Origin of the sequence: Ascidiaceihabitans donghaensis (assembly GCF_900302465.1) — a bacterium.
In the GTDB taxonomy this organism is placed as follows: domain Bacteria; phylum Pseudomonadota; class Alphaproteobacteria; order Rhodobacterales; family Rhodobacteraceae; genus Ascidiaceihabitans; species Ascidiaceihabitans donghaensis.
Window position 1 is genome coordinate 47,677 of sequence record NZ_OMOR01000002.1, and the last position, 24,615, is coordinate 72,291.

Genomic DNA, 24,615 nt, shown 5'->3' on the forward strand with positions numbered 1-24,615 from the left:
TAGGCGGATCAAGTTATCCACATGCGTCTTGACAGAATCGTACAAAAGGACGCAAATCAGGACACAGAGACGAAAAGCGGCGACAAGCTGCATGAATGAGCCGCAACAGGCCATAATGAGGCACCATCCGCACAAACGTGATGGTAACATATGAGGGCAGCCATGCTTTCCACGAAACCGGTGGGACGTGGAGCACAGGCGCGCAAATACGATCTTCTGACAGCATTGGGGGCCTATGCCCTATCGCAAGGCAAGCATGATCAGCGCCGTGTTCTAAGACTAATGACTTTAATAACTGCGCGCTACAATTGGGCGCGTGATGAACTTAGCGTGGGGGGCCGTGAAATCGCCCGCATGTGGTGCGTCGACGAACGCACTGTAAAACGCGAGATGGCGTATTTGCGCACGCGCGGATGGCTTGTTGTGCACCTGCAAGGGGCGCGGGGACGGGTCACGCGATACGGTGTTGATTGGGACAGGATCATCGCAGACACGCAGCCCCAATGGGACGCTGTCGGGCCGGACTTTGCCCTGCGCATGGGGGCACAGGACGCGGTGGACACCACCGTTGTGCCGATGCCTGTGAAAGGCACTGTTGTGGCGCCTGACGTGTCTGATGGCACGGAATGGGCTTTGGCCAAGGGGTTGATGCATACGCAGGATGCAGGGCTTTATGCGTCTTGGATCAGCGGTTTGGACCGGGCCGGTCGGGTAGGGGGGGTGCTGACGATCAAGGCTCCGTCGCGCTTTCATGCCGCCTATGTGCAAAGCCATCTGGAGGCGCGGCTTTTGCGGGTCTGTAGGGACGTTGACAGCGATGTAACGGAAATTCGCATCGTTACATGACGGCATGATATCAATCGCCTGTGCGGTTTTCGCCATAAGAGGTTAGGCCGTCCAGATCAGGCAGCCAGTGTTCGCGCCGTTTTGTCCACAATTGATAGGTTGGCGTAAATTGGTTCGGGTCATCAAGTGCGCCAAGGTGAATTTCTATTTCATCCCCCGTTTGGGCATACACGGATGAACCGCACCGCACGCAGAAATGCCGTCCTTCATACGCGTGGGGTGTTCCTGCGACAGACACCGCAGATGTCGGGAAAATAGCTGCGGCATAAAACACGGCCCCATGATGTTTGCGGCAATTGAGACAGTGACACAGGCCCACGCGCTTTGGTCGGCCATGGGCCGTGACGCGCACGTCACCGCAAAGGCATCCACCTTGAACAAACGTCATATTGTATTTCCCATTCACGGATTAGAGACAAAAAAAGCCGCTGCGTTCCCACAGCGGCCTTCTTAAAATATCCAAGCGACTTAGCTGTCGGAGCTTGTCTCTTCTTCGGCCTCTTCCATCGCAGGGCCCACGGATTTGAGGTAGGCCGCGACGTCGTCACCGCCTTTTTTCAAGCGAAAGGACATGCCGGATTTGGCTTTTTTGTCATCCAAGTATGTTTGCAGGAATTTCTTGGGGTCGGCGACGTATTCCGCCAGATTGGCCTCGTCCCAGACAAGTCCGGCTTCGCCTGCTGCGATGATGCTGTCTTTGAATTTATAACCGTCCAATGCACCCGCCTGACGACCGATGATGCCATACAAGTTCGGGCCGGATTTGCCACCTTTGTAGATCACGTTGTCACCATCTGCGATCATGTGGCAGGCTTTACATTTTTTGAATGCCTTTTCACCAGCTTCGGCGTCACCTGTTGAATGACCATCTGCGAATGCGGGGGCTGCCAAGCTGAGGACAGCCAAGGTTGCGAATGTACGGAACATATTTTTTCTCCAGTGATGATTGCCTTATTACTTAGCGCATCATCACCAGAGTCAACAGTCACATCGCCGCGATTTTACGCGGTTTTATGCCACAGCATGTGAAATTGCGCATTGTTTCCAAAGCTCTTTCAATGCCATCACCAGATGTTCGATGTCATCGGTGCTGTGCAGCGGCGACGGGGTGAACCGCAACCGTTCGGTGCCTTTGGGCACTGTGGGATAGTTGATGGGTTGCACGTAGATCCCGTAGGTCTGCATCAGATAATCCGCCAGCATCCGCGTTTTCACCGGATCCCCGATCATCACGGGGATAATGTGGCTGGGGTTGTCCAGATGCGGAATGCCTTCCTGATCCAGCCGTTTACGCAGGTAGGCGACCTTTTGTTTTTGCAGGTCGCGCTCTGAGTTGCTGGCTTTGAGATGCTGGATCGACACTTGCGCCGCAGCCGCCACGGCGGGGGGCAGGGCGGTGGTAAAGATGAAACCCGACGCGAAAGACCGGATGAAATCGCACATCGCCTCGGACCCGGTGATATAGCCGCCCATGACGCCAAAGGCCTTGCCAAGCGTGCCCTCGATCAGGGTAATCCGGTCCATCAACCCTTCGCGTTCGGCCACACCGCCGCCACGTGGGCCGTACATGCCAACCGCGTGCACCTCATCGATGTAGCTGAGCGCGCCGTGCTTTTCGCAAACTTCGACGATTTCGCGGATCGGCGCGATGTCACCGTCCATGGAATAGACCGATTCAAAGGCTACGATTTTGGTCGCGTTGGCGGGCAGGGCCGCCAGTTTGCGGTCAAGGTCTTGCGGGTCATTATGCTTCCAGATCACCTTGGGGCATTTGGCGTGGCGAATGCCTTCGATCATAGAGGCGTGGTTCAACTCGTCCGACAGGATCACCGCATTGGGCAGGCGCGAGCCAAGCGTGGACAAAGCCGCCCAGTTCGACACATAGCCGGAGGTGAACAATAGGGCCGCTTCTTTGTTGTGCAAATCGGCCAGCTCTTTTTCCAATTCCTTGTGCGCGTGGTTGGTGCCAGAGATATTGCGCGTCCCACCCGCGCCCGTGCCATAGGCCTGCACCGCATCCACCATCGCCTTGCTGACGGCGGGGTGTTGGCCCATCCCGAGGTAGTCGTTGGAACACCAGACCGTCACCTGATCCGGCGCGTCCTCGTCGTGGCATTTTGCCTTGGGGAAAGACCCCGACATCCGTTCCAGTTCAGCGAATATGCGGTAATTGCCTTCGCCTTTCAGATCATCCAGTTGCGTCTGAAAAAGTGCATCAAAGTCCATGATGTCCCCCCTTTAGTGTCTCTTTTTGTGTTGATTTGGGCGCGGGCAACATCCAGCGCCATAGTTTTTCGTCCGGAACGGGCAGAACCATGACCCAGTGTTCCAAAAGTGCGAGTGCGGTAAGCGCACTTAACAAGGCAAACCCGGTGATCTGCCCCGGTGTTTCTACCGCCATCAGCCGTTCCAGCCAACAGGCGGCGGCGAAGGTCAGCGCGGTCGTGGATATGGGAAACAGCCAGTTCATGCGGCGATCCCGAAAGTGACTGGGCAGATGCGCCAGCGCGTCGGGCAGAAAATCCACATTGATGCGGGGCACGCCCAGAAACAGGTTCAGTTTTGCGGACACACGCGCAAAGAACAGCACCGCGAACGTCCACATGCCAAAGCCGTTTTCGTGCCCCGTACCCACCAGAAACAACGCAATCAAAGCTGTGATCAACAACATTTCGTGGTAGGCCAATGTGCCCCAAGCACGAATAAAGCGTTCCCATTCCGGTGTGTGCGGGGGCAAGGCATGTGTGTTGGGGCCGGTGATTGTGCCTGTCAGAAATGCCAATTCGATCCAGCCCCAAATTCCAAGCGCCGACAGGAAGGCGACATAGACCCCGAAGATGGTTTCATTGTCCAAAGACCACCAGAACCCGTAAGCCCCAACCAAGATCATCGGCAAGCCACATAGCACGGTTGTTGTCCGCGCACGTTGCCCTGCGCGGTCTGCGTATTTGACCGCCATCAAAATTGCCCCGGTGGAGAACCACCAGACAAACAGGGCAATAATGGAGGCGATCCAGGGTGTCATTAGTAGGCAGGCTCCATCAGCACCGCATCAGGGCATTTGTGTTTTTTCACGGGGATCGTGAACAGCGACACAAAGGCCATACCGGCCCGCGCCTGTGCGCCCAGTTTGCGGAAGAACTGCTTGTTTTCCACTGCTTCTGCCAGATCGGCGTTCGCCTTTTGCAGTTTCTCAAGGCCGCGCTGCCAGCGGGGGTTGTCGATGTCCAGCGTGATCGGGAAAATCTGCTGCGTCAGGGCCGAGGTTTTCACATAGACCTCATGGGCGTACCAATCGGGATCCACGCCAAGCGCCTTGTGGAACACAGGGCGCTGGTGGTCGCGCACATACATTGTGGCGAACACGGCCGTCAGGAAGAATTTGATCCACCAGACGTTCATGCCGCTGGTCAACTTTGGGTCGGTTTTCATCAGCAAGGCGAAGGCCTCGCCGTGTGAAAACTCGTCGTTGCACCATTCCTCGAACCATTTGAAAATCGGGTGAAAGCGGTGCTCGGGGTGCGCCTGCAGGTGGCGGAAAATCGTAATGTAGCGGGCGTACCCGATCTTTTCCGACAGGTAGGTGGCGTAATAGATGAATTTGGGGCGGAAGTAGGTGTATTTCTTCTTTTGCGTCAGGAACCCTAGGTTCACGGACACGCCTGCCTCGCGCAGCGCATCGTTAATGAAGCCGGCATGGCGTGCCTCGTCGCGGGCCATCAGCTGGAACAGCTGCGTGATGTCGGAATTCGATCCGCGGCGCTTCATTTCTTTGTAAAGCACGCAACCCGAGAATTCAGCGGTACACGAGGACACCAGAAAGTCGATGAATTCCTTCTTCAGCGCGGGTTCCATCCCGTCCCAATCGACTTCGTCCCAATCGGCGTTTTTCTTGAAATGGCCTTTGTTGGGGTCTGACACCATCTGTGCGATCAAACGGTCCCATTCGGCGCGCACAGGCGTCACGTCGATGGCGTCCAATTCATCAAAATCAGTGGTGTAAAAGCGCGGCGTCAGCAGGGTGTTCTGCATGGCAAGCGCTGTGGCACTGTCGCTGTCGGTGACGGATTGGGCCTGTTGCAGTTTCAGGCTTTCTTCTGCGTCGGTGATGTCAGAGGTGTGTTTAGGCTGCATGTTCATAGCTTCACCTCATCGGAAAAGGAAAATTCGCACAGTTCCATGACCTCAAAATCACCGGTCAGGCGGGTCCAGAGGCGTTCCAGCTTGGACGCGCGGTAAATTGTGGCTTCGCGGTCTTCGGATACGATTTCGCCAAAAGGCGCCATGATTTCCGGCCCGTGCACTTGCACTTCGTCTCCGGGATAAACGGTGGCACCGTTGTTGAAGCGAACGTGGGCGTGCAGGCTTTCGAATTTGTGGCTTATCTCAACCGTGCAGGGGGCACGTTCGATGTCTTTTGTCAGTAGTCCCATGAGGTGGCTTCCCTTTAGGTTTCAGTTGGTACCCAACAACCTGGCGAAGGTGCGGGTGTTGTCAGCGCCAAAACCCATCAGTTCTGCAGACCATCCGGTAACGGGATCATGCAAAGACAAGCGGTTTCCTTGGCGCAGTTGCAGTTGGACAGGGGCAGACATATCTGCCCCGATCTTGGCCCGTTCGCGGGCAATCACGCGTTCGACACCTGCGACAAAGCCGCCTTTGTCCGCGCTAAAATCAGCAATCACAGACCCGTTGGGGTCCAAAACAGTGGCGGCCCCAGACGCTTGTCCGGTAATTAGAATATCGCGCTGTGCGATGATCTCGGTTTGGGCGGGTGTGCCGTCCAAAGGGCGATCCGACAAGGATGCAATGGCGACCAGCGCAACCACGGCCAGAACAAAGGCACAGACCAAACGGATCAGGACGCGCGGCACCAGATCTTCTTGGGGGGCATGAACGCGGGGGGTGTCTGTGTGTGCCATCTGATTATTCCGCGGCCATAGCATTGGATGACACAGGTGCCCGCGCCACTTCGGGGCGTGTCACACGCGCTTCGGCAGCCGAGGCCAATATGCCTGCCACATGTTCTGCATCCTTGATGCAACGCAGTGCAGGCTGTGCCTTTTTGAAATGCCATGGCCGCGCATGGGGCCAGCACACCAGATACCCAAGCTGGGTGTCGCCGGTTGTGTCCAGCGCGATGGTGCCCGTGCCGTTTTTGCGCATATCCAGCATCGCGTTGCCCACCTGCGTGTAAGGCAGATTGATCGTCAGCGTCAAAGCCGCCCCGATCCGCATTACCACACGGGCGTCGGTGATTGTGTACATGGTGGCGCGGGCCTGAACATAGGCCACAAGCCAAAGCAACGCACACACCACGGTCCCCAACAACAGATATGGTACAGCAGCGCCAATGGCCTGACCCAGCGGCAGAAGATCAACCACTGTTGTGAAACGCCAAGCAGCCAACAGCACAAAATATCCCGCAACCCATTTCAGTGACAACGCCCCGCAGGCCAGCGCCCAAGGGTCCGGGCGCCCTTGCCACAGGATCTGTTCGCCTTTCGGGGGGCGTTCGGGAAGCCCCTCAACGGGCTCTATTTCGAAGTCATCATGAGACATGGCTGGTGTCCCCTTCTTTGGGTTGCGGTTGTGTTTTTAGATCAGCGGTTCTTGACGTTTGGCGTCGGCGTAAAGATGGCCGCCGCCGTAGTAGCCGCTGATTTTGTCTTCTTCCAAGCAGGTCACTTCCGTCGCGCTTTTGTGCTTTGGCACATTGGCAAATTGCGCGGCATAGATGGATGTGATGTGCATGCGGTCTTTCTTGATGCGCACCATGGTCATGGGCACAAGACGTGTGCCGCCGCCGTGTTCGGCGTCCAGTTCATATTCCACGTAGCGCACCAGCTGTTCGGGTTCGTCCACCCACATGTCGGTGACTTTGCCCACGATCTGGAAATCGCCGGATTCAACAGGCAAACCGCGTGGGTCACGCCCTGCGGATACGCGAAAGGCCTCTTTGGTGGACATCGGAACGATCTTGGGGTGGCCATGGCCGTCCAGTTCAGGCAGATCGCGACGCGGCGCCCAGGATGCTGGACCAACCCCGTCGATCATCGGATCGCCTGTGGGCTCCAGCGGATAGCCGTTGCCGGACCCTACGCGCTTCAAGGCGATGTCGGCACGCTCTGGTGCTTGGCCTGATGGTACGGAAATAGACCCGCGCCCATGGGGCAGATCAAAGGTTTTGTCTTCGGGAATTGGCCACATCGACGGGTTTGAGGACTTGTTTCCTTCGTCGTCTTCCATCGGATAGCCTTCGCGCATGTTTTCGCGTTGGATGTAGATGATAAGCGCTGCGAAAAAGATCCAGAACAGCCAAAGCACCAGTGATGCTATGTCGAATTCGCCGAAGAATGTGCCAGTCATAGTATGTCCTCCTGGACGGGTTTTAAGTTGGAAAATCAGCCAGACCCAAGGGGCGTCGGTTGATGTCCATAGGGGTGGGGGGACCGCTGCGGCGCACCAGAGGTCCCAAGACAATAAGAGTGACGAAAAGCAGGCCAATCTCGGTGTGGTAAACGAATGAATATCCGGTCGCGGGGGTATCAAGGGCGGTGCCCCATGCGCCGGATGTGGCCACGGTGCTGATCCAGTCCCGCAAAGTACCGCCCATGGCGATGGCAAGCCCTGCGGCGCTGGCTTGTGCCGCGCCCCATGCGCCCAACGCCAGACCGCGTCCCGCTTTGCCTGTCGCAGGCATGGTCATGGCCGCGGTCAGCGTAGCGACTGCAAACAGGCCGCCACCGAAGCCGATCATTAACGCCCCTGCATAGAACAGGGCGTTTGACGCCATGGGTGCTGCGAAAATCACCAGACTAAAGGCCCAGACACCCGCTAGAATGCCGCCGCCTGCCAGACGGTAGGGGTTTGACCCTTTGGCCAGCCGCGCCCCTGCCAGCGCAAAGCCCAGCAAAGCGCCCACGGCCCAAAGCGCTGTCAGCATGGTTGTGGCCGACACCGAAAGCCCAAGAATTTCACCGCCGTAAGGTTCCAGCAAAACGTCTTGCATGTTGAAGGCCATGGTGCCGACAAACACACAGACCAGCAAACGGCCCGCTTGGCCGCCGTCCATGAAATCTGTCCATGCATCGCTGAATTTCGGGCGCGGGGCGGCGCGTTCGTCCGCGGACATGGGCCGCACGCTTTCCTGTTTCCACAGGGCGATCAGGTTCAGCACAACGCCAACCACAGCAGCCCCTTGCACGACGCGGATCAATTTCAGGGACGTAAATTCAGTCAGCAACCCGCCGATGATCACCGCAGAGACACCCATCCCCACAAGGAACATCACATAAAGCAATGCAACAACGCGGGGCCGTGTTTCGTCTGTGGCGCGGTCCGAGGCCAGTGCCAGTCCTGCCGTTTGGGTCATGTGCAATCCAAGGCCCGTCATCAGAAACGCCAATGCCGCCAACACTTCGCCCGCGAAGGGAATGGTGTGGACCACATCGCCGCTTAGAACCAGCAGCGCAAAGGGCATAACAGCCAGCCCGCCAAATTGCCAAAGTGAGCCAAACCAGATGTAGGGCACGCGCTTCCAGCCAATCGCGGACTTGTGCGTGTCAGAGCGGAACCCAAGCAGCGCCCGAAACGGGGCGATCAGGACAGGCAGCGCGATCATGATGGCCACGATCATGGCCGGCACGCTGAGTTCCACAATCATCACACGGTTCAATGTGCCCAAAAGCATCACAGACGCCATGCCCACGGACACCTGAAACAGCGAAAGGCGCAGCAATTGCGCCAAAGGAAGGCCTTCGCTGGCGGCGTCCGCAAAGGGCAATGCCCGTAGGGTAAGGCGCTTCAGTCCACTCATCCGCGCAGCTCCATCGCTTGGGAAAAATAGAAGCCGGATTTGACGCGATCAACGGGACGCAAAGGACGCATCACGCCGCAGCGTTTGGTGGCGGCGATCAAGGGGGCGGTGGCATGCGGCACCATAGTCGGGCTGCGATCGGACCGTGGAAACAGCTTGCCTGCGTACCACATTGCCATCAACGCACGGGTGCGCGGGGCAACGGTAAAGACAATGGTGCGGCCTGTGCGCTTGTCCAAAGTGGCCAAGGCCGCGCCAATTTCCTCGGCGGTGTAGTAGATCAGGCTGTCCATTGCGACGACGTGATCAAATAGCCCCAATGTGTCGGACAACATGTCGCCGGACGTAAACGTGACTTGGGCTTGGTGGTGCTCGGGCAAGCGTTTTTGCGCGATTTCAACCAGCGACGGCGAAATATCAACGGCCACAACTGTGGCGCCGCGTGCGGCCAGTTCTGCCGTCATTTGTCCGGCCCCGCACCCTGCATCAAGCACCCGTTGACCTGTCAGATCGACCGGCAAGCGCGACAACATCAGCGCACGCATCTTGTCACGGCCTGCGCGCACTGTTTCACGTATTCTTGACACAGGCGCGTCAGAGGTCAGTGCCTCCCAGGTCTTGGTGGCAGTCTTGTCGAAATACGTCTCTACCCGTGACAGGGTTTGGTCATAGGCCAATCAATCAAATCCCAGCAATTCAAAGATTTCACGGTCGGGCAACGGGGCAGGGGCCAACGGATCGGTGCCAGCCCAAAGCGTTTCGGCCAAACGGATGTATTCTTTGCGCACCTGCACAACATCTTCGTCGTCGGGCATTTCAAACAACGTCTTTTTCTTCAGGCGAGACCGCCGAATGGCGTCCAGATCAGGCATATGGGCGATGCGGTTGAAGCCCACAGTCTTGCAGTACCGGTCCACTTCGTCGGTCTCGCGGGACCGGTTGGCGACGCATCCGGCCAAGCGCACTTTGTAGTTGGCGGACTTGGCTTGTACGGCCGCAATAATGCGGTTCATCGCGTAGATGCTGTCGAAATCATTGGCTGTAACGATCAAAGCGCGGTCGGCGTGTTGCAGGGGTGCTGCAAATCCACCGCACACAACGTCGCCCAACACGTCAAAGATCACAACATCGGTGTCTTCCAAAAGGTGATGTTGTTTCAACAACTTAACGGTTTGACCAACCACATAACCGCCACAGCCCGTACCAGCAGGGGGGCCACCGGCCTCGACGCATTTGACGCCATTGTAGCCTTCGAAGACAAAATCTTCGGGGCGCAGTTCTTCGGGGTGAAAATCCACCTCTTTCAGAATGTCGATGACCGTGGGCACAAGGGTGCCGGTCAGGGTGAATGTGCTGTCGTGTTTTGGGTCACATCCGATTTGCAAGACGCGCTTGCCCAGTTTGGAAAAGGCCGCTGACAGATTGGACGATGTCGTCGATTTGCCGATGCCACCTTTGCCGTAGACGGAAAAGACCTTCGCGCCTTCGATTTTGGCATCTTCATCCTGATGGACCTGAACGGAGCCTTCGCCGTCCTGACCACGCAAGCTCGGGGGGTTGCGATCGAGTGGGCTCATATCGCCCTCCTTTCCAAGGGGCACTTGGCCCCCGCTAGGGGGCGCACAGCCCCTGTTTCTTTCAATTTCAAATTTTCAAAGGACCGGGTCATTCTGCAGCGATCCCTTCAAGCTTGTCTTCCAAAGCATCCGCGGCATCCTGCAAAGCGGCCAAAGTGTCAGGATCGGGCGACCAATAGTTGCGGTCGTTGGCTTCCAGCAGGCGATTGGCCATACGCGAAGACGCAGTGGGGTTTAGATCGGCCAGCCGCTTGCGCATGTCTTCGTCCAGAACGAAAGTTTCAGAGATGCGCTGATACACCCAATCGTCCACCTGTCCGGTGGTCGCGGACCAGCCCATGGTGTTGGTCACATGCGCCTCGATCTGGCGCACACCTTCGGCCCCGTGTTTCAAAAGCCCTTCAAAAAACTTAGGATTAATGGCGCGGCTGCGGGTCTCAAGCGCCACCTGATCTTTCAGGGTGCGGACCTTGCCATTGCCACGGGTCTGGTCGCCGATGTACACGGCCGCATCTGTGCCCTTGGCGCGTTTGACCGCGCGGGCGATGCCACCAAGCGTGTCGAAATAGTGGTCCACCGTTGTGACGCCCAATTCCACGGATTCAAGGTTCTGATAGGCCAGATCCACATCCGCCAATGCCTTTTGCAACAGCGCAGGGTTCGATGCGGCCTTGCCATCGGTGCCATAGGCAAAGCTTTTGCGCGCCTCATAGGCGTCAGCCAATTCGTCTTCGTCCCCGAAGGCCGAACTGTCGACCAGCGCATTAACATTGGACCCGTACGCCCCTTCGGCATTGGAAAAGACGCGCAACGCGGCGGTGTCCATGTCAACGCCCATTTTGTCGGCGTAGTCCAAAGCGTGGGCACGGATGAAATTCTGGTCCAACGGCTCGTCTGCCAAAGCGCATTTTAACGCGGCTTCCGCCAACATGCGGGTTTGCAAGGGCAGCAGATCGCGGAAAATTCCCGAAAGGGTCATGATCACGTCAATGCGCGGGCGGCCCAAATCCTCAAGCGGGATTAAATCAGCGCCCGCCAAACGACCAAAGCTGTCAAAGCGGGGCGCGCATCCCATCAACGCCAAGGCTTGCGCAATCGGCCCGCCATCAGACTTGATGTTGTCGCTGCCCCACAGCACCAAAGCCACCGTGCGCGGCGTGCTCGGGTGGGTATCCAGCAAAAGCTGTGCCTGTTTTGCGCCATCGCGGCAGGCAAATTCTGTGGGCATGCGGAAAGGATCAAAGGCGTGGATGTTGCGCCCCGTAGGCAGAATATCCGCCGACCGGATCAGATCACCGCCCGCCACAGGCGGGGTGTAGCGCGCGTCCAAGGCCCGCAAAATTCCGGCCAATTCGGTTTCGTCTTGCAACAGTGCATCAATGCGCGCCCGTGCGTCTGCGTCAGGCAAATCCATCAAGTCCAGATATTCCGCCCGCGCCGCGTCGGTCAGGGTTTGGCCGACAACATGCAGCCCGTCGGGGATCAGCGCATCTTCGGTTTCAAGCAACGTCAGCCACAAATCGGCAGGCGCGATGTTACCCATGTCCACCGCATCGGCTTGCTCTGCGATCAGGGTTTCAAGTTCGCTGCGTTCGCCTGCATTAGGGGCAAGTGCGCGCCAGCGCGTCAGGCTGTCTTTCAGTTCAACCAGTCCCTTGTACAAACCCGCCGTCGCCAAAGGCGGTGTCAGGTGTGTGATGGTGACTGCACCAGACCGGCGCTTGGCCAAAGACGCCTCGGACGGGTTGTTGGAGGCATAAAGATAGATGTTGGGCATCTCGCCGATCAAACGATCCGGCCAATCCTGCCCGCCAAGACCTGCCTGTTTGCCGGGCATGAATTCCAACGCACCGTGCATCCCGAAATGCAGGATCGCGTCGGCGTTGTAGGTGTCGCGCAGCCATTGATAAAAGGTGACAAAGGCGTGTGTCGGGGCAAAGCCGCGTTCAAACAACAGGCGCATGGGATCGCCTTCGTAGCCGAAAGCCGGCTGCACACCCACAAAGATATTGCCAAAGTGGGCCCCCAGCACAAAGACACCACGACCGTCGGATTGCACGCGGCCCGGGGCGGGGCCCCAAACGGCTTCAACCTCGGCCAGATGCGGGCTGCTGCCGACGATTGCATCGGCGCTGACGTGGGCCGCAACATTGGCTTCTTGCCCGTATTGGGTGGCATTCCCTTGCAAAACGGCGGCACGAAGTGCGTCCACATCTGCCGGAACTTCAACGGAATAGCCTTGGGTTTTCATTGCCGTCAGCGTGTTGAACAGGCTTTCAAAAACACTCAGATAAGCGGCTGTGCCCACAGCCCCTGCATTGGGTGGAAAGCCGAACAACACGATGCCTATCTTTTTGTCGGCATTGCGGGCTTTGCGCAGTTTCGCCAAGCGTACGGTTTTTTCAACAAGGCTGGTGATGCGTTCATGGCAGGGGGCCATGGCTTTGGTCTCGTCCTGAGTTTGGCATTTGTGAATGCAGCCCGCGCAGCCGTCAGGGCCATGACGCCCTCCAAAGACGGTGGGGTTGGTGGCCCCGTCAAGTTCAGGCAAAGCGACCAGCATCGTGGTTTCAATCGGACCCAGACCCTGTGCGGCGTCAGACCATTGACCCAAGGTTTGAAACTCAAGGGGATGGGCCGCCACATAGGGAATATCGAGGCGTTTCAGAACGTCGATTGCGGCGGCGTTGTCGTTGTAGGCGGGACCACCCACAAGGCTGAAACCGGTCAGCGACACCATAGCATCAATATGCAAACCCTGATCGTTCAGGAAATAGGTGTCCACGGCAGGTCGGCCATCCAGCCCGCCTGCGAAACTTGGAATGACGCGGATGCCTTTGGCCTCGAATTGGCGAATGACAGCATCGTAATGCGCGGTGTCCGAGCTCAGGACATAGGACCGCATCATCAGCAAGCCAACGGTGGCAAGGGGAGCTGCAGGGGCAGGCAGGTCGGCGATGTCGGTTGTGATGCGGTGGGGCAGGTCAGGGTGATACAAGCCGCAATCGGGGTAGTCGATGGGGGCCGCGGCCTGCGGTTGCGTGACCCAGCCCGTGTTGGTGGCATAGCGGTTCAACAGGTTGCGGATCATCGCATCCACATTGTCGTCAGAACCGCCCAGCCAGTATTGCATGGTCATGAACCAGGCGCGCAGATCCTGGGATTTTCCGGGGATGAATTTCAGAATTTTTGGCAGACGGCGCAGCAACGCCATCTTCTTTTGACCGTCGTTTGCAGAAGGCTTAGAGGACCCGCGCAAACGCTTCATCAGCTTCATGGCACCGGATTGGGGCGCCATCATATCCAGACTGCCCATGCGGGTCAGCTTGACGATAGAGGCGTCGGCAATGACGCCCACCATCGCATCACAGTGATCGCGGCGGGCTTCCAGGGTGGGCAAAATACGGGCGACGTGTTCTTCCAGAAACAACAGGTTGGACACGATGATGTCGCCTGTTTCCACGGCTTGGCGGGCGGCCTCGAATGCGTTGGGATTTTCACCCCATTCGGCAGCGGCATGGACAGAAACAGACAGGCCGGGATAGTCGCGGGTCAAAGTTTCAATGGCACGATTGGCAGGACCGGCCGTATGGCTGTCCAGTGTCAGGATCACAAACCGATAACCGGGCAACCGGCCATGTATGCCTGCATCATCGCGCATAATGGGCCTTGGCCTCATATAGGGTATCGATACTGATTTCGGACATGCCGCGATCGGCTGCGAAGGCTTCTGTGTTGCGACGGGCTTTGCCGCGCACAAAAAACGGGATCTTCTTCAGCTCTTTTTCAGCATCCATCAGCCAGATCACATCACCGGACACGATCTTCTTTTCGCCTGAAATATCCCGGGGGGAGTCCGAAGGACGGGGGGCCCTCTCAGTGCTTCCTTCGGGAGCACTTGCCGGGTGACGCGCGTCATGCGAGGCATGCTGCGCTGACAGCTCCCCCCTTTCAATGCGCGCCGCAGGCGCAGAGTGTCCACCATGGTGCGAAGCGCCAGCCGCATCGTTGAATTCGAAGTCATCGCGGAACATGTGAAGCAAATGCTCTTCCAGCCCCATCACAAGGGGATGAACCCATGTGTCGAAAATCACGTTTGCCCCTTCAATGCCCATTTGGGGTGAATAACGGGCGGGAAAATCCTGCACGTGAACGGGGGCAGAAATGACGGCGCAGGGGATGCCCAAACGCTTGCCGATATGGCGTTCCATTTGGGTGCCTAAGATCATTTCGGGCTGCAACGCTTCGATGGTGCGTTCGACTTCGAGATAGTCATCGGTGATCAACGGATCTACGCCATAGACTTTGGCAAGGCTGCGAATGTCGCGGGCCATTTCACGGTTGTAGCACCCTAACCCTACGACCTCGAAGCCCATTTCGTCGCGGGCGATGCGGGCGGCCGTACGTACATGTGTGCCATCGCCAAAGATGAACACACGCTTGCCGGTCAAATACGTGCTGTCCACAGATGCCGAATACCACGGCAGGCGCAAACGGCTGTCGTCTAGGTAGGGGGCTTTTCCGGTTATCTTGGACACTTCTTCAACAAAGTCACGGGTCGCGCCGACACCGATAGGGACGACTTTTGTGTATGGTTGGTCAAAGTTCTTTTCCATCCAACGTGCAGCGGTTTCCGCCGTTTCGGGGTACATCAGAACATTGAAATGTGCGGCCCCCATACGCTTGATGTCGGTCGGTGACGATGTCATCGGGGCGACGACGTTGACAGAAATTCCCATGTCGCTGAGCAACGCTGTGACTTCTTGAATGTCGTCGCGGTGGCGAAATCCGAGTGCTGTGGGGCCGATAAGGTTGGCTGTGATTTGTTTCGTGCGGTCCATCGGTTTGGCAAGAGATTTTACAATCTGGTAAAATGTCTCGTCTGCGCCGTAGTTTTCTTTGCGTTGATAGCTTGGTAATTCCAGCGCGATTGTGGGCACGGGCAATCCCATCAGTTCGGACATGCCGCCCGGATCGTCCTGGATCAATTCCGCGGTGCAAGACGCCCCCACGATGATCGCTTCGGGTTTGAAGCGGTCATAGGTGTTTTGCAGCGTCGTTTTGAACAAATTGGCCGTGTCACTGCCCAAGTCACGGGCTTGAAATGTTGTGTAGGTGACGGGCGGGCGATGATTGCGCCGTTCGATCATAGTGAACAAAAGGTCGGCGTATGTGTCACCTTGGGGGGCATGCAACACGTAATGCAGCCCCGTCATACCAGTGGCCACGCGCATGGCGCCGACGTGGGGCGGGCCTTCATATGTCCAGACAGTCAGTTTCATGCGGGCAACCCGCGGGGGCCAGCCCCCGCACCCCCGAGGTTTATTTCGCGAGATGAAGCAGGATCGAGTTTTAGCATTTCGGCGCGGCGCATCGGCCGTGAAAAAAGCCCTGCGAGATCACCGGCCTGTTCGTAGAAATGCACGGGTGTAAAGACCAGCTCGATGGCCCATTTTGTCGCCAGACCTTCCGCTTCCAGCGGATTGGCAAGCCCAAGCCCGCAGACCGTCAGATCGGGTCGCGCATCCCGACAGCGTTCCAGTTGAAGGTCTACGTCTTGCCCTTCGGCAAGTGTCGGGCCTTGTGCCAGCATATCCAGATCCGGCCCCACGATGCCTTTGTGGATGAAGGGGGCCGCGACCTCGATGGCGTTCATTCCACATTCGCGTGTCAGGAACCGCGCCAATGGTATTTCCAACTGGCTGTCGGGGAAGAAGAAAACAGATTTGTCACGCAGTGCTTCTGATGCCTGCGCGATTGCTTTGCGTGCGCGTGCACGTGGCGCTGCGGTGACACGGTCAAAGGTTTCCGCGTCTATTCCGAATTCATCGGCAATCGCCCGCAACCAGGCCGTTGTCCCTTCTTCACCGAAAGGAAAGGGTGCGGACAGGTGGCGTGCGCCGCGCCGTTCAAGGGCTGCATGCGTGTCCCCCAGAAAGGGTTGCGTCAAAGCAAACACAGTGCCTGACCCGACCCCCAGATCCTCATCGGCGCGTGGGGCAGGCAGGACCTTTACGCCGTCGATGCCCATTTGGTTGAGCAAGGACACCGCTTGTTCTTCGACCACATCAGGCAGTGCGCCCACCAACATCAGCTGGCGCGCATCGGTTTTGGCCAGCACCGGAACCATAGAGGCAAGACATGCATCTTCGCCTTGCGTGAACGTTGTTTCGATCCCGGAACCGGAGAAATTAAGAACCCGCACAGAAGGGGCGTGTTTTTCTGTCAAACGCTCTGCCGCGCGCGCGAGATCAAGTTTGATCACCTCGGACGGGCAGGAGCCCACCAGAAACAGCTGTTTGATGTCTGGGCGTCGCGCCAACAGTTCGGTGGCGACGCGGTCCAATTCAGTTTGGGCATCTGCCAGTCCCGCCAAATCGGTTTCTTCAAGAATTGCCGTGCCGAATCGGGGTTCTGCAAAAATCATCACGCCAGCGGCCGATTGCAGCAGGTGCGCACATGTGCGGCTGCCGATCACAAGGAAAAATGCATCCTGCATTTTGCGGTGCAACCAAATGATACCCGTCAGGCCACAGAAAACCTCGTGTTGGCCACGCTGCTTGAGAATCGGTTCGTCGCGACAACCGCGCGACAAAGAAGGCGGCGACAGATCATTCATGCGGGGGCCTCTTGGCGGGCATCAAGCCCATGTGATTGAGGGGAGGTTTCTGCGGCAGCTTGAAGGCGGGCTGCCCGTAGTTTCAGAATGAATTGCACCGCATTGATGACGTAGGCGGTGTACGCGGCAAGGGCCAAAAACATCAGCTCGACCGGTGTCATATATCCCGTCCAAAGCGCCCAGACATAGGCCGCATGCAACGCAATCACCGCAAAGGAAAAGACGTCTTCCCAGAAGAACGCAGGCGCGAAAAGGTATTGACCAAAAACGACTTTTTCCCAGATTGCCCCTGTCACCATGATCAAGGCCAAAGCAGCTGTTTTGATTAGAATGGACCATGTCGCGACCCCATAGCCTTCGCCGGTCAAAAGGTAGCGCACCACAAGGACCACAGAGATCAGGAATATGATGAATTGCACAGGCGCCAGAACACCTTGCACCAACGTCCAGACGCTTGCGTCGCGGCGCATGCGTTGCTGGGCTGTGTAAAGCCCCGCCGGAACGCGATTTTCATCAGATTTGGCCATTTCGTGTCAGCACCTCGGATTGCAGGGTTCTTCCGTGATGGTACTGGCGTGAAGTAAAAAGTGTCAATTAAAAGTTACACAAATGATGTAAATGAAAATACGCAGATTTCTTTGGAAAAGCGCATATATTCAGCGAAACATGGCTAAAACGAACCCTTTGGGTGGAGGATTGGCGGGGTATGATGCCAAAAGTGTCAAAACTAATTGACATTAAGGTGTCTAAGCCTGACAGTTCCTGCCATTGGCTGCTGTATTGTGTGCGGCTTTGGCCGATGCTGCAAATTCCACGCGAACAAGCGAGTTGTATGATGACCCAAGAGGATTCACATTTTCAATTCGACACTGGTCTCAGTGATGTAGGCCTCAGTGATGCGGGCCTCGAGATGGGTATTGATGCCTGCCATTTGGCGGATGTGCCGTCGGTTGATCTTGTGGCGCAGGTTATTGCCGCGTTGCGGGACAGAAAGCCGATTGTCGCCGGTGGTCCGCGCCAACATGTTCTGGATCGTCTGGTTGAAGCTGTTGTGGCGTCTGCCGGTTTTGATCCGCGCCAAATGTTTGCAGATCTGGCGGCCCACCGTGTCGCAGAAGTAGAGGCGGTTGATGTCTACATCCCGCACGCCGCCGAGGTTCTGGGGGTGCGCTGGCTGGAGGATGATCTGTCATTTGCCGATGTGACGATTGCCGCATTGCGCTTGCAGGCCATGGTGCGATCCATGTCATGGGCGCCCTTTGCGGGTGTGGATGCCATGTCTGCACTGATCGTTTTGCCTGAAAGCGAGCAACATTTTTTGGGGGGCTCTGTTTTGATGTCCCAGTTGGAGCGCTTGGGTCTGTCCGTTGAAATGTCCATGTGCGAGTCGCAATCTAAAGTGGTAAGTCGCATTTTGCACGATCGGCCAGAGGTTGTTCTATTTACCTGCTCGGGTGCTGCAGCGCTTGCATCCATCACAGAAACTGTCCAAAACATCCTTAGAACTGTCGCGATGCCGCCAGTGCTTGCATTGGGCGGGCCGATTGTTTCGCAAAAAGACGGTCTGAAAGAAACAACAGGCGTAGATATTGTGACCTGCGAAATTACAGATGTGGTCAAGGTTTGCGCCAGCAAACGAAATGCGCAGTCCGGCAGATGACCACAAACGGCAGCAGCTTTTGGACCAGTGGCGCCGTGCCGCTGATCGAGCCCGAATTTCTCGGCAGCATTATAGGTGCTGCTTCTGATATTGCCCTTGTTGTTTCGGCCGAAGGCATGGTTCTGTCTGTTGTCCTGAATTCCAGCGAAGCCAGTTTTGGCGATCTTAGTCATTGGGAAGGGCGTTCGGTTCTGGATTTCCTGACCGAAGAAAGCGTCACCAAGTTCGGGGCCGCCCATACGTCTTATCTGGCCGGTGACGTGCCGCAGAAGTCTTTGGAATTGAACCATATCGATGCCGCCGCCTGGCAATATCCCGTCCGGTATACATTTCATCGCTTTGGCCAGGAAAATGCCGTTTTGCTTTTGGGTCGCGATTTACGCCCGATTGCCGAGACTCAGCAGCAGTTGGTGCAAGCACAGATCGCGCTTGAGCAAGGGTATGAGGCGCGCCGTGAATTTGATGCCCGCTACCGTGTTGTCATGGGGCAAACGTCTGATGCGATTATATTTGTGGCGGCCCAGTCGGGGCGTGTAGAAGATGCAAACGCGGGCGCGGCCGCACTGTTCGGTGTAAAGCTTGACGCATTGGTTGGGTCTGGCTTGTCGTCTTTGGTGACAGAGCCGTCCTCAGGTGCAACTTTGGAAGCCTTGATGACGGCCACTTTGGGCGATGACCAAAGCGATGTGGCTGTGCGTTCCAAACGGGTCCAGTCCCAGTTGCGTTTGCGTCCTACTATTTTTAGATCCGGTGGTCAGCGGATGTTGATGTGTCAGGTGTCGGATGTTGATGCGGCCGCACCAACCCAGGATACTGCGGCCCTTCAGGCCGCTGCGTTGTTCCGCAAAAGCAGCGACGCCATTGTGTTTACAGATGCAAAGGGTGTGATTGCATCGGTCAATGAAGGATTTCTGGACCTGATTGGCGCGGCCCACTTGGCTGACGTTGTCGGAAAGTCTATGGCAGATTTCTTTGCCCGCGGTCAGATTGATCTGGGCGTTTTGAAAGATGCATCAGAACGCGCCAGCCCGATGCGCATGTATGCCACAAAGCTGCGCAACGAATTGGGCGGTACGACCCCCGTCGAGATTTCGGCCACGCGGTTGGAAGACGAAGACGTGGTTGGCTTTGGTATGATTTTGCGTGACGCCACGCGTGCGGATACCGTCCGCGGTGGCGCAGGCACGGGTGTGGGGGCGGCGGACCGCAATGTTGTGGATCTTGTTGGCTCTGCGTCTTTGAAAGATATCGTCGCGGAAACCACAGATGTTGTCGAGAAGATGTGCATTGAAGCTGCAGTTGCATTGACCAAGAACAACCGTGTTGCTGCCGCCGAAATGTTGGGCTTGTCCCGCCAAAGCCTGTACGTCAAGCTGCGTAAATACGACCTTCTGAGCAAAGACTGATCGCAAATTGACCGGCGGCGGGGTGCACCAAGGTGCACCTTACCCAATAACAGCCCCTGTTGTGCATGTCGTCTGGTGCCCTGCCTCTTGCTTCGACTCAAAGTGTCAGCCATAGTTTACACATGACTGTAACTGATGTGATACAGATGCGCCGCTTTCCAGAGCCTGCTGCATCCCTGCGCCTGATCAAACCTATCACATGGTTTCCACCGATGTGGGCCTATGTCTGCGGTTTGATCTCATCCGGCGCCTCGCCTGTTGGGCAATGGCATCTGGTGATCCTTGGTGTTCTATTGGCGGGTCCCATAGTCTGCGGCATGTCGCAAGCCGCCAACGACTGGTGTGATCGCCATGTTGACGCCATCAATGAACCGGACCGCCCTATTCCATCGGGCCTTATCCCGGGTCGGTGGGGCTTGTATATCGCTTTGGCCATGTCTGTTTTGTCGCTGGTTGTTGGCTGGCAGTTGGGAATTTGGGGCTTTGGTGCCACCGTCGTTGGTGTTTTGGCGGCATGGGCCTATTCGGCTGAACCCGTCCGGTTAAAGCGGTCGGGATGGTGGGGGCCGGGTCTGGTGGGCCTAAGCTATGAAAGCCTGCCGTGGTTTACGGGCGCAGCCGTTTTAAGCGCGGGCGCGCCGTCTTTTGCCGTTGTTGTCATCGCATTGCTTTATGGCATTGGTGCGCATGGCATTATGACTCTGAATGATTTCAAGGCCTTGGAAGGGGACCGCCAAACGGGTGTCAATTCCTTGCCTGTGACGCTTGGCCCTGAGAAGGCTGCCAAGGTTGCCTGTTTTGTGATGGCTGTGCCGCAAATTGTTGTGATTGCCTTGCTGGCGATGTGGGATCGTCCCTTGCACGCCTTGGGCGTGGCTGGCGTTTTGTTGGTCCAGTTTTGGGCCATGACCGTGATGTTCAAAGACCCCAAGGCCAAGGCCCCTTGGTACAATGGCACAGGCGTTTTGCTGTATGTCAGCGGCATGATGATCGCGGCCTTTGCGTTGCGGGGCATGGCATGATCGGCTGGGGCACATTGACCCGCCTGTGTCTGGTCAACGCGGCGATTGGCGGTTTGGCGGCACTGCCTGTGAACCTGTTCAACCGTTTGATGACGGTCGAGTTGTCTTGGCCCGCGTTGCTGCCCGGTTTGCTGGTCGCCTTGCACTATGGTGTGCAACTGACACGGCCTGCTTGGGGGCATCGGTCTGATGTAAAGGGTGGCCGTACGGTGTTTATTTTGGGCGGTTTGGTGTTGGTCAGTCTTGGCGTGATCGGCACTGCCTATGGTATTCTGGTCGCCAGTGGCACGCCAATGATGGCTTTGGCGGTCTGGGTTGTGTCTTACACCGCAATCGGGATGGGGATCGGGGCGGCTGGCACCTCGTTTTTGGCCTTGTTGGCTGCAGCGTCAGGATCGCGCAAAGGGGCTGCCGCAACTTTGGCGTGGCTGTTTTTGATCGCGGGCGCGATTGCGGCATCCATTGGAACTGGCATCGCGTTGGAGCCGTACAGCGCAGAACGCTTGTTGGTGATTGTCTCTGTCGTCTGCGCGATCGCTTGTGTCGTGGCCTTGCTGGCGACATTGGGTGTTGAACAGCATGTTCCCCCCACAACGATGGACCCCGCCACGCCTTTGCGCGACGCTTTGCGCCAGACATGGGCAGATCCTGCTGCCCGCCAATTCACCGGATTTGTGTTTCTGTCGATCCTTGCGTTCTATTTGTCCGAACTGATCCTTGAACCGTTCGCGGGCCACATCCACGGACTATCACCCGAAGACAGCACCAAACTGTCGGGTGGCAAGGATGGTGCCGCATTGCTTGGCATGATCGGGGCTGGCGTGCTGTCGCATTTCCGGTTTGGATCCTTGCGCACCTGGGCCATTGCAGGGTGTTTGATTTCGGCGACAGGATTGCTGGCCTTGGCAGCAGGGCTGCCTTTGGTCCCTGCGACTGTGGTTTTGGGTCTTGGCAACGGGTTGTTTGTGGTCGGCGCTATCGGATCAATGATGCAGCTGGCGGCGGCGCATCAAGACGCCACCGGCACACGCATGGGTGTCTTTGGCGCGGCTCAAGCCGTTGCCGCAGGTTTGGCGGGTTTGATTGCCACAGGCATGTTGGATCTGGCGCGTTTTGTAGCCAGTGACGCCCAGGCCTATGCGTCTGTCTTTGCGCTTGAGGCTATCTTGTTTCTGGCTGCCGCCGTTATGGCGGCGCGGATCATGGCGCGGCCTGACGATTTGAAAGATGCAACAATGGTTCCGGGAGAATGAGATATGTTTGATGTCGTCGTTGTAGGTGGTGGGCCGTCCGGTGCCACTGCGGCTGAGGATCTGGTCCGTTCCGGCCATAAGGTCGCGCTGCTGGACCGCGAGGGCCGCATCAAACCCTGTGGCGGGGCGATTCCACCGCGCCTGATGCAGGATTTCTTTATCGAGGACGCCCAACTGGTGGCCAAGGTGAACACCGCGCGCATGATCTCGCCCACGGGTCGCCATGTGGATATCCCGATTGAGAACGGCTTTGTCGGCATGGTGGATCGCAAGGATTTTGACCCCTTCCTGCGCAAACGCGCGGTTGAGGCGGGGGCAGATTATTACACAGGCACTTTTGTGCGCATTGAGCGTCCCGAAGGCACGCCTGTGGTCATTTTCCGCGACAAGGAAACGCAAGAGGAACGCGAACTTCCCTGCAAGCTGGTGATCGGGGCCGATGGGGCGAAGTCTCGCGTTGGTCTGGCCGAAGTCAAAGACGCAGACAAGGTGCCTTTGGTCTTTGCCTATCACGAGATTATCAAGGCCCCCGAAAAGACCGAAGTTTATGATCCGGTGCGCTGTGATGTGATCTATGACGGGGCGATTTCCCCTGACTTTTATGGCTGGGTCTTTCCCCATGGCGACAGTGCCAGCGTTGGGATGGGGTCGGAATTGTCGTCTGTGAATCTTAAGGATGCGACGGCGGCATTGCGCAAGGCGTCGGGCCTTGAGCACTGCGAGACCCTGCGCAAAGAAGGCGCGCCTATTCCATTGAAACCGATGGACCGTTGGGACAATGGCAAGGACGTTTTGCTGGCGGGCGATGCGGCTGGGGTCGTGGCGCCGTCCTCGGGTGAGGGGATTTACTATGCGATGGTCGGGGGCCGCGTGGCTGCAACAGCCTGTGCTGCGACCTTGGCGTCGGGCCGTGTGAAAGACCTGAAACTGGCGCGCAAGCTGTTCATGAAGGAACATAAGATGGTGTTCCGCGTGCTGGCTTCCATGCAGAACGCCTATTACCGCAACGATGACCGGCGCGAACGCTTTGTGTCCTTGTGCCACGATGTGGACGTGCAGCGCCTGACATTTGAGGCCTATATGAACAAGAAGCTGGTGCGCGCGAACCCCTTGGCGCATCTGAAAATTGGCATTAAGAACATGGCGCATCTGACCGGATTGGTGAAAGCGAACCACGTATGAGCATTATGATCCCCGCATGGGTCGACGGCACGCTTGTGCCTGTCGAAAAGCTGGAAGCCCACAAGAAGGGGCTGCGCCACAAGGCGGTGTCGGTGTTTGTGTTGCGCGGTTCCGAGATGTTGTTGCAGCGCCGCGCCTTGGGCAAATACCACACGCCGGGGCTGTGGGCGAACACCTGTTGTACGCATCCCGATTGGGACGAAGCGCCAGAGGTCTGCGCACTGCGTCGTCTCGACGAAGAACTGGGGATCACCTGCGTGACGCCTGAATTCCGCCAGAACCTTGAATATCGCGCTGACGTGGGCGGGGACTTGATTGAACACGAAGTTGTGGATGTGTTTGTGGCCCATGCGGGCGATGATTTCACTATGGCGCTGAACCCCGAAGAGGTGATGGAGGCTGAATGGGTCGACCACCACGAGGTCCGCCGCCGCATCGATGCCAATCCCGATTCGTTCACCCCATGGATGCGCATCTACATGGATCAACATGCAGATGCGATTTTTGGGAACGAACTGGCTTAGGTAATCTGGACTTCCAGCGTGCCGACCCCATCCACACCGCCCGTTAAAACATCACCCTTTTGTACAGCACCTACACCCGCAGGGGTACCTGTCATGATCAGGTCTCCGGGGGCCAGCGTCACGTAGCGCGACAGGTAAGCCACGTGGTCATTCACGGACCAAATCATGTCGGCAATATCAGCATCCTGCCGTGGTTCATCATTTACATTCAACCAGATACGCCCTTGCGTTAGGCTTGCAATGTCCGCCATGGGGCGGATCGCCGACATAGGTGCGGACTGGTCAAAGCCTTTGGACATGTCCCATGGGCGGCGCGTGTCCTTGGCCAATTGTTGCAAATCGCGGCGGGTAAAATCGATGCCGACAGCCGCGCCCCAAATGTGGGCGGGCACGTCCTGAGGGGCGATGTTAACACCACCTGTTCCAAGCGCCACAACCAGTTCGATTTCGTGGTGCAGGTCTTGGGTTTGCACCGGATAGGGCAAAGCGCAGGGGCAATCGACCACGGCATCGGCCGGTTTGGTGAAGAAAAACGGCGGCTCACGATCGGGATCATTGCCCATCTCGCGGGCGTGCGCTTCATAGTTGCGCCCCACACAAAATATGCGGCGCACAGGGAACCTATTGGTGGTGTTGTCGACGGCGACACTGGCTTGGACAGGCGGGGTTAGGACAAAGGTCATGGGCACTTCTTTATTTGTGTTTGT

General features: G+C 57.2%; 24 protein-coding genes. 7 read left to right on the forward strand and 17 right to left on the reverse strand.

Features of this window, described 5'->3' with window-relative positions:
• The first annotated feature begins 162 nt into the window (after positions 1 to 162).
• A complete protein-coding gene (locus ASD8599_RS18795) occupies positions 163 to 846 on the forward strand; it encodes a hypothetical protein (RefSeq protein ID WP_108830313.1) in 684 nt (227 codons plus the stop codon).
• Between the two features lie 10 nt (positions 847 to 856).
• On the opposite strand, the gene ASD8599_RS18800 is transcribed toward ASD8599_RS18795, so the two are convergent.
• The 16 genes from ASD8599_RS18800 to bchF all read right to left on the reverse strand — a co-directional run bounded on the left by ASD8599_RS18800 (position 857) and on the right by bchF (position 17,388).
• Entirely contained in the window at positions 857 to 1,234 is a 378-nt protein-coding gene (locus tag ASD8599_RS18800) for a GFA family protein (RefSeq protein ID WP_108830314.1), read from the reverse strand.
• Between the two features lie 80 nt (positions 1,235 to 1,314).
• Positions 1,315 to 1,773: a c-type cytochrome gene (locus tag ASD8599_RS18805; protein ID WP_108830315.1), complete on the reverse strand. Its 459-nt coding sequence runs from the start codon at positions 1,771 to 1,773 to the stop codon at positions 1,315 to 1,317.
• Between the two features lie 84 nt (positions 1,774 to 1,857).
• The gene (hemA, locus tag ASD8599_RS18810) at positions 1,858 to 3,072 is read right to left on the reverse strand and encodes a 5-aminolevulinate synthase (protein ID WP_108830316.1); all 1,215 of its coding nucleotides are present in this window, start codon (positions 3,070 to 3,072) and stop codon (positions 1,858 to 1,860) included.
• Positions 3,062 to 3,871, reverse strand: a complete 810-nt coding sequence (gene puhE, locus ASD8599_RS18815; RefSeq protein ID WP_108830317.1) for a putative photosynthetic complex assembly protein PuhE — start codon at positions 3,869 to 3,871, stop codon at positions 3,062 to 3,064. The genes hemA and puhE overlap by 11 nt, the downstream gene beginning before the upstream one ends.
• On the reverse strand, positions 3,871 to 4,986 hold the full coding sequence (acsF, locus tag ASD8599_RS18820; protein ID WP_108830318.1) for a magnesium-protoporphyrin IX monomethyl ester (oxidative) cyclase: 1,116 nt from the start codon (positions 4,984 to 4,986) through the stop codon (positions 3,871 to 3,873). The genes puhE and acsF overlap by 1 nt, the downstream gene beginning before the upstream one ends.
• Positions 4,983 to 5,279 (reverse strand): hypothetical protein, encoded by a 297-nt coding sequence (locus ASD8599_RS18825; protein ID WP_108830319.1) that lies wholly within the window; start codon positions 5,277 to 5,279, stop codon positions 4,983 to 4,985. The genes acsF and ASD8599_RS18825 overlap by 4 nt, the downstream gene beginning before the upstream one ends.
• Before the next feature lie 21 nt (positions 5,280 to 5,300).
• The gene (puhC, locus tag ASD8599_RS18830) at positions 5,301 to 5,768 is read right to left on the reverse strand and encodes a photosynthetic complex assembly protein PuhC (RefSeq protein WP_108830320.1); all 468 of its coding nucleotides are present in this window, start codon (positions 5,766 to 5,768) and stop codon (positions 5,301 to 5,303) included.
• 4 nt (positions 5,769 to 5,772) lie between these two features.
• Entirely contained in the window at positions 5,773 to 6,408 is a 636-nt protein-coding gene (gene puhB, locus ASD8599_RS18835) for a photosynthetic complex putative assembly protein PuhB (RefSeq protein ID WP_108830321.1), read from the reverse strand.
• Positions 6,409 to 6,444: 36 nt separating this feature from the next.
• Entirely contained in the window at positions 6,445 to 7,215 is a 771-nt protein-coding gene (gene puhA, locus ASD8599_RS18840; RefSeq protein ID WP_108830322.1) for a photosynthetic reaction center subunit H, read from the reverse strand.
• Positions 7,216 to 7,237: 22 nt separating this feature from the next.
• A complete protein-coding gene (locus ASD8599_RS18845; RefSeq protein WP_108830323.1) occupies positions 7,238 to 8,665 on the reverse strand; it encodes a PucC family protein in 1,428 nt (475 codons plus the stop codon).
• Positions 8,662 to 9,342 (reverse strand): magnesium protoporphyrin IX methyltransferase, encoded by a 681-nt coding sequence (gene bchM, locus ASD8599_RS18850; protein ID WP_108830324.1) that lies wholly within the window; start codon positions 9,340 to 9,342, stop codon positions 8,662 to 8,664. The genes ASD8599_RS18845 and bchM overlap by 4 nt, the downstream gene beginning before the upstream one ends.
• The gene (gene bchL / locus ASD8599_RS18855) at positions 9,343 to 10,242 is read right to left on the reverse strand and encodes a ferredoxin:protochlorophyllide reductase (ATP-dependent) iron-sulfur ATP-binding protein (RefSeq protein ID WP_108830325.1); all 900 of its coding nucleotides are present in this window, start codon (positions 10,240 to 10,242) and stop codon (positions 9,343 to 9,345) included.
• An 88-nt stretch (positions 10,243 to 10,330) separates the two neighbouring features.
• Complete coding sequence (locus ASD8599_RS18860) at positions 10,331 to 13,903, reverse strand: magnesium chelatase subunit H (protein WP_108830326.1); 3,573 nt, start codon at positions 13,901 to 13,903, stop codon at positions 10,331 to 10,333.
• Complete coding sequence (bchB, locus tag ASD8599_RS18865) at positions 13,893 to 15,524, reverse strand: ferredoxin:protochlorophyllide reductase (ATP-dependent) subunit B (protein ID WP_108830327.1); 1,632 nt, start codon at positions 15,522 to 15,524, stop codon at positions 13,893 to 13,895. The genes ASD8599_RS18860 and bchB overlap by 11 nt, the downstream gene beginning before the upstream one ends.
• Complete coding sequence (locus ASD8599_RS18870) at positions 15,521 to 16,861, reverse strand: ferredoxin:protochlorophyllide reductase (ATP-dependent) subunit N (RefSeq protein WP_108830328.1); 1,341 nt, start codon at positions 16,859 to 16,861, stop codon at positions 15,521 to 15,523. Before ASD8599_RS18870 ends, bchB begins: the two co-directional genes overlap by 4 nt.
• Positions 16,858 to 17,388: a 2-vinyl bacteriochlorophyllide hydratase gene (bchF, locus tag ASD8599_RS18875; RefSeq protein ID WP_108830329.1), complete on the reverse strand. Its 531-nt coding sequence runs from the start codon at positions 17,386 to 17,388 to the stop codon at positions 16,858 to 16,860. Before bchF ends, ASD8599_RS18870 begins: the two co-directional genes overlap by 4 nt.
• Before the next feature lie 305 nt (positions 17,389 to 17,693).
• Between bchF and ASD8599_RS18880 the strand changes: the two genes are divergently transcribed.
• From ASD8599_RS18880 to idi, 6 genes are all read left to right on the forward strand, one after another.
• Entirely contained in the window at positions 17,694 to 18,521 is an 828-nt protein-coding gene (locus tag ASD8599_RS18880; protein WP_108830330.1) for a hypothetical protein, read from the forward strand.
• Positions 18,518 to 19,927 carry a transcriptional regulator PpsR gene (ppsR, locus tag ASD8599_RS18885; protein ID WP_108830331.1) on the forward strand — a complete coding sequence of 470 codons (1,410 nt, stop codon included), beginning with the start codon at positions 18,518 to 18,520 and terminating at the stop codon, positions 19,925 to 19,927. The genes ASD8599_RS18880 and ppsR overlap by 4 nt, the downstream gene beginning before the upstream one ends.
• A 122-nt stretch (positions 19,928 to 20,049) precedes the next feature.
• Positions 20,050 to 20,949, forward strand: coding sequence for a chlorophyll synthase ChlG (chlG, locus tag ASD8599_RS18890; protein ID WP_108830332.1), 900 nt, complete (start codon positions 20,050 to 20,052; stop codon positions 20,947 to 20,949).
• A complete protein-coding gene (locus tag ASD8599_RS18895) occupies positions 20,946 to 22,202 on the forward strand; it encodes a BCD family MFS transporter (RefSeq protein WP_108830333.1) in 1,257 nt (418 codons plus the stop codon). The genes chlG and ASD8599_RS18895 overlap by 4 nt, the downstream gene beginning before the upstream one ends.
• Before the next feature lie 3 nt (positions 22,203 to 22,205).
• Positions 22,206 to 23,384, forward strand: a complete 1,179-nt coding sequence (locus ASD8599_RS18900) for a geranylgeranyl diphosphate reductase (protein ID WP_108830334.1) — start codon at positions 22,206 to 22,208, stop codon at positions 23,382 to 23,384.
• Positions 23,381 to 23,908, forward strand: coding sequence for an isopentenyl-diphosphate Delta-isomerase (gene idi / locus ASD8599_RS18905; RefSeq protein WP_108830335.1), 528 nt, complete (start codon positions 23,381 to 23,383; stop codon positions 23,906 to 23,908). The genes ASD8599_RS18900 and idi overlap by 4 nt, the downstream gene beginning before the upstream one ends.
• Here idi and ASD8599_RS18910 read toward each other — a convergent pair.
• Entirely contained in the window at positions 23,905 to 24,591 is a 687-nt protein-coding gene (locus tag ASD8599_RS18910; protein ID WP_108830336.1) for a fumarylacetoacetate hydrolase family protein, read from the reverse strand. The two genes, idi and ASD8599_RS18910, sit on opposite strands and share 4 nt — an antisense overlap.
• Positions 24,592 to 24,615: the final 24 nt, after the last annotated feature.

What these genes read in the sequence shown, in the direction of transcription:
- puhA (WP_108830322.1), bottom strand. Translation starts at nt 7,215, where the DNA reads ATGACTGGCACATTCTTCGGCGAATTCGACATAGCATCACTGGTGCTT.
- chlG (WP_108830332.1), top strand. Translation starts at nt 20,050, where the DNA reads ATGACTGTAACTGATGTGATACAGATGCGCCGCTTTCCAGAGCCTGCT.
- ppsR (WP_108830331.1), top strand. Translation starts at nt 18,518, where the DNA reads ATGACCACAAACGGCAGCAGCTTTTGGACCAGTGGCGCCGTGCCGCTG.
- puhE (WP_108830317.1), bottom strand. Translation starts at nt 3,871, where the DNA reads ATGACACCCTGGATCGCCTCCATTATTGCCCTGTTTGTCTGGTGGTTC.
- ASD8599_RS18880 (WP_108830330.1), top strand. Translation starts at nt 17,694, where the DNA reads ATGATGACCCAAGAGGATTCACATTTTCAATTCGACACTGGTCTCAGT.
- ASD8599_RS18795 (WP_108830313.1), top strand. Translation starts at nt 163, where the DNA reads ATGCTTTCCACGAAACCGGTGGGACGTGGAGCACAGGCGCGCAAATAC.
- bchF (WP_108830329.1), bottom strand. Translation starts at nt 17,388, where the DNA reads ATGGCCAAATCTGATGAAAATCGCGTTCCGGCGGGGCTTTACACAGCC.
- puhC (WP_108830320.1), bottom strand. Translation starts at nt 5,768, where the DNA reads ATGGCACACACAGACACCCCCCGCGTTCATGCCCCCCAAGAAGATCTG.
- acsF (WP_108830318.1), bottom strand. Translation starts at nt 4,986, where the DNA reads ATGAACATGCAGCCTAAACACACCTCTGACATCACCGACGCAGAAGAA.
- ASD8599_RS18805 (WP_108830315.1), bottom strand. Translation starts at nt 1,773, where the DNA reads ATGTTCCGTACATTCGCAACCTTGGCTGTCCTCAGCTTGGCAGCCCCC.
- ASD8599_RS18870 (WP_108830328.1), bottom strand. Translation starts at nt 16,861, where the DNA reads ATGAATGATCTGTCGCCGCCTTCTTTGTCGCGCGGTTGTCGCGACGAA.
- bchB (WP_108830327.1), bottom strand. Translation starts at nt 15,524, where the DNA reads ATGAAACTGACTGTCTGGACATATGAAGGCCCGCCCCACGTCGGCGCC.
- ASD8599_RS18910 (WP_108830336.1), bottom strand. Translation starts at nt 24,591, where the DNA reads ATGACCTTTGTCCTAACCCCGCCTGTCCAAGCCAGTGTCGCCGTCGAC.
- ASD8599_RS18800 (WP_108830314.1), bottom strand. Translation starts at nt 1,234, where the DNA reads ATGACGTTTGTTCAAGGTGGATGCCTTTGCGGTGACGTGCGCGTCACG.
- ASD8599_RS18895 (WP_108830333.1), top strand. Translation starts at nt 20,946, where the DNA reads ATGATCGGCTGGGGCACATTGACCCGCCTGTGTCTGGTCAACGCGGCG.
- bchL (WP_108830325.1), bottom strand. Translation starts at nt 10,242, where the DNA reads ATGAGCCCACTCGATCGCAACCCCCCGAGCTTGCGTGGTCAGGACGGC.
- ASD8599_RS18825 (WP_108830319.1), bottom strand. Translation starts at nt 5,279, where the DNA reads ATGGGACTACTGACAAAAGACATCGAACGTGCCCCCTGCACGGTTGAG.
- hemA (WP_108830316.1), bottom strand. Translation starts at nt 3,072, where the DNA reads ATGGACTTTGATGCACTTTTTCAGACGCAACTGGATGATCTGAAAGGC.
- idi (WP_108830335.1), top strand. Translation starts at nt 23,381, where the DNA reads ATGAGCATTATGATCCCCGCATGGGTCGACGGCACGCTTGTGCCTGTC.
- ASD8599_RS18900 (WP_108830334.1), top strand. Translation starts at nt 22,206, where the DNA reads ATGTTTGATGTCGTCGTTGTAGGTGGTGGGCCGTCCGGTGCCACTGCG.
- ASD8599_RS18860 (WP_108830326.1), bottom strand. Translation starts at nt 13,903, where the DNA reads ATGCGCGATGATGCAGGCATACATGGCCGGTTGCCCGGTTATCGGTTT.
- puhB (WP_108830321.1), bottom strand. Translation starts at nt 6,408, where the DNA reads ATGTCTCATGATGACTTCGAAATAGAGCCCGTTGAGGGGCTTCCCGAA.
- ASD8599_RS18845 (WP_108830323.1), bottom strand. Translation starts at nt 8,665, where the DNA reads ATGAGTGGACTGAAGCGCCTTACCCTACGGGCATTGCCCTTTGCGGAC.